Raw genomic sequence first — 2,781 nt, 5'->3', positions numbered from 1 at the left:
GCTGGTCAACGTCATCCTGGCGCTCGGCATCGTCTACACGCCGCGCCTGGCCCGCATCGTCCGCGCCTCGACCCTGGTGATCCGCGAACTGCCCTTCGTCGAGGCGGCGCGGGCGCTGGGCGTGTCGACCTGGCGGATCGTGACCGCACATGTGCTGCGCAACCTGTGGTCGCCGATCCTGGTGCAGGGCACCTTCATCTTCGCCTACGCCATCCTGGCCGAAGCCGGCCTGTCCTTCCTCGGCGTCGGCGTCTCACCCGAAATCCCCACCTGGGGCACCATGATCAGCTCCGGCCAGCAATACATGGGCTCGGCCGACTGGATGATGGTGTTCCCCGGCCTCGCCATCGTCTTGTCGGTGGTGTCGCTGCAGATGGTCGGCGACGGCCTCCGCGACATCCTCGACCCCCGCCTGCGCAAGGAGCTGTAATGCCCCAATCGCTGCTGATCCGTGCCGCCCGCCCGGTCGCCTTCGCCGACCATCCCGATGACCGGCCGATCGACCTGCTGATCGGCGATGGCCGCGTGGTGGCGGCCGGGCAGGGGATCGACGCCCCCGCCGATGCCACGGTGATCGACGCCAAGGGCGCCTGGATCTCGCCCGGCTGGGCCGATCTGCACGCCCATGTCTATCATGGCGGCACCGACATCTCGATCCGGCCGGCCCAGGGCGGCTTGGCGCATGGCGTCACCACCATCGTCGATGCCGGCTCGGCCGGCGAAGGCAATTTCGTCGGCTTCCGCGAGTTCATCGCCGAGCCGGCGGCGGAGCGGGTGGTCGCCTTCCTCAACATCGGCTCGATCGGCCTGGTCGCCTGCAACCGGGTCAGCGAGCTGATCGACCAGCGCTCGATCGACATCACCCGGACGCTCGCGGTGATCGAGGCCAACCGCGATATCATCCGCGGCATCAAGTGCCGGGCCTGCAGCACCGTCACCGGCGCCTGGGGCATCACCCCGGTCAAGATCGCCAAGAAGGTGGCGAAGATCGCCAAGCTGCCGCTGATGGTCCATGTCGGCGAGCCGCCGCCGCTGCTGGAAGAGGTGCTGGAGATCCTGACGCCGGGCGACGTGCTGACCCACTGCTTCCATGGCAAGCCGGGCGGCAACATCCTGGAGGATGAGGAGCTGTTCGGCATCGCCAAGCAGGTCGCCGCGGCCGGGGTGCGGCTCGATGTCGGCCATGGCGGCGCCTCCTTCTCCTTCAAGGTGGCGCGGGCCGGGATCGAACGCGGGCTGTTTCCCTTCTCGATCTCGACCGACCTGCATCTGCGCTCGATCGACGGGCCGGTCTGGGACATGGCGACGACCATGTCGAAGCTGCTGGCCGTCGGCATGCCCTTCACCGAGGTGGTGGCCGCCGCCAGCAGCCGGCCGCGATCGGTGGTCGGGCTGCCGGCCGAAGGCGGGCTGGCGCCGGGGGCCGAAGCCGACTTCACCATCTTCGAGCTTGAGGATGCGTCGGTGACGCTGCCGGATTCCTCCGGCGACAGCGCCACGCTCGAGCAGCTGTTCGCGCCGCGCCATGCGATCCTTGGCACCCGCGCAGTCGCGGCATCCCGCCTGTTCGATCCAGCGAAGCACGCATGAGCGCGAGCAGCCGCGACATCGTCCTGGCGGTCGAGGATCTGCAGACCTGGTTCCACAGCCGGGACGGCATCGCCAAATCGGTCGATGGCGTGTCCTTCGACCTGGCACGGGGTGAGACGCTGGCGATCGTCGGTGAATCCGGTTCCGGCAAATCGGTCACCAGCCTGTCGATCATGGGGCTGCTGCCGAAGCCGGCCGGCCGGATCATGGGCGGCACCATCCGCTTCCGCGACCGTGCCGGCACGACGCACGACCTGGCCCATGCCAAGCCGGCCCTGCTGCGCCAGCTGCGGGGGCGGGAGATCGCGATGATCTTCCAGGAGCCGATGACCAGCCTGAACCCGCTGTTCACCGTCGGCGACCAGATCGCCGAGGCGGTGCAGCTGCATGAGCATGTCGGCCGGGCCGAGGCGATGAAGCGGGCCCAGCGCATGCTGGAGCTGGTCGAGATCCCGGCCGCCGGGTCACGGCTGAACGACTACCCGCACCAGATGTCGGGCGGCATGCGCCAGCGGGTGATGATCGCGCTGGCCCTGTCCTGCAACCCGTCGGTGCTGATCGCGGACGAACCGACCACGGCGCTCGACGTCACCATCCAGGCCCAGATCCTGGACCTGCTGCGCCGGCTGCAGGCCGAGATCGGCATGAGCATCCTGTTCGTGACTCACAACATGGGCGTGGTGGCGGAGATCGCGCAGCGCGTCGCCGTGATGTATGCGGGGCGGGTGGTGGAGGAGGCGCCGGTGCTCGACCTGTTCGACCGGCCGCGCCACCCCTACACCCGTGGCTTGCTGTCCTGCATCCCCAACGCCCGCACCGGCGGGCGGCACGACGATGCGCGGCTGCAGCCGATCCCCGGCACGGTGCCCAGCGTCATGGCCCTGCCGCCCGGCTGCGCCTTCGCGCCGCGCTGCCCGCTGACCGAAGGCCCGTGCGAGGCGGCGGTGCCGGATCTCGCGGCGGTGCAGGCCGGCCATCGCTCCCGCTGCCGCAGGACGGACCAGCTATGACCGCCGCCCTCCGCCCGACCATCGACACCGCCGCGCCGCTGCTGGACGTACAGAACCTGTCGGTGCATTTCCCGATCGGCCATGGCCGCGTGGTCCGCGCGGTGGAGAACGTCAGCCTGTCGATCCGGCGCAACAGCATCGTCGGGCTGGTCGGTGAGTCCGGCTCCGGCAAGACCACCAC

Annotated in this window: 4 protein-coding genes; all 4 read left to right on the top strand. The window is 69.7% G+C overall.

Going from position 1 to position 2,781, the window contains the following annotated elements; genetic code table 11:
• A partial coding sequence (locus tag AC3XYG_RS14360; RefSeq protein ID WP_489140520.1) for an ABC transporter permease occupies nucleotides 1-430 on the top strand: 430 nt, incomplete at its 5' end.
• The gene (locus AC3XYG_RS14355; RefSeq protein WP_489140519.1) at nucleotides 430-1,590 is read left to right on the top strand and encodes an amidohydrolase/deacetylase family metallohydrolase; all 1,161 of its coding nucleotides are present in this window, start codon (nucleotides 430-432) and stop codon (nucleotides 1,588-1,590) included. The genes AC3XYG_RS14360 and AC3XYG_RS14355, both read left to right, overlap by 1 nt.
• Entirely contained in the window at nucleotides 1,587-2,600 is a 1,014-nt protein-coding gene (locus AC3XYG_RS14350; RefSeq protein WP_489140518.1) for an ABC transporter ATP-binding protein, read from the top strand. Before AC3XYG_RS14355 ends, AC3XYG_RS14350 begins: the two co-directional genes overlap by 4 nt.
• A partial coding sequence (locus tag AC3XYG_RS14345) for an ATP-binding cassette domain-containing protein (RefSeq protein ID WP_489140517.1) occupies nucleotides 2,597-2,781 on the top strand: 185 nt, incomplete at its 3' end. The genes AC3XYG_RS14350 and AC3XYG_RS14345, both read left to right, overlap by 4 nt.

The organism is Inquilinus sp. (assembly GCF_057815775.1).
This window is presented reverse-complemented; position numbering and strand designations above follow the sequence as displayed.

Excerpts from the sequence above, each read along its gene's own strand:
- AC3XYG_RS14355 (WP_489140519.1), top strand. The coding sequence starts at position 430 with ATGCCCCAATCGCTGCTGATCCGTGCCGCCCGCCCGGTCGCCTTCGCC.
- AC3XYG_RS14350 (WP_489140518.1), top strand. The coding sequence starts at position 1,587 with ATGAGCGCGAGCAGCCGCGACATCGTCCTGGCGGTCGAGGATCTGCAG.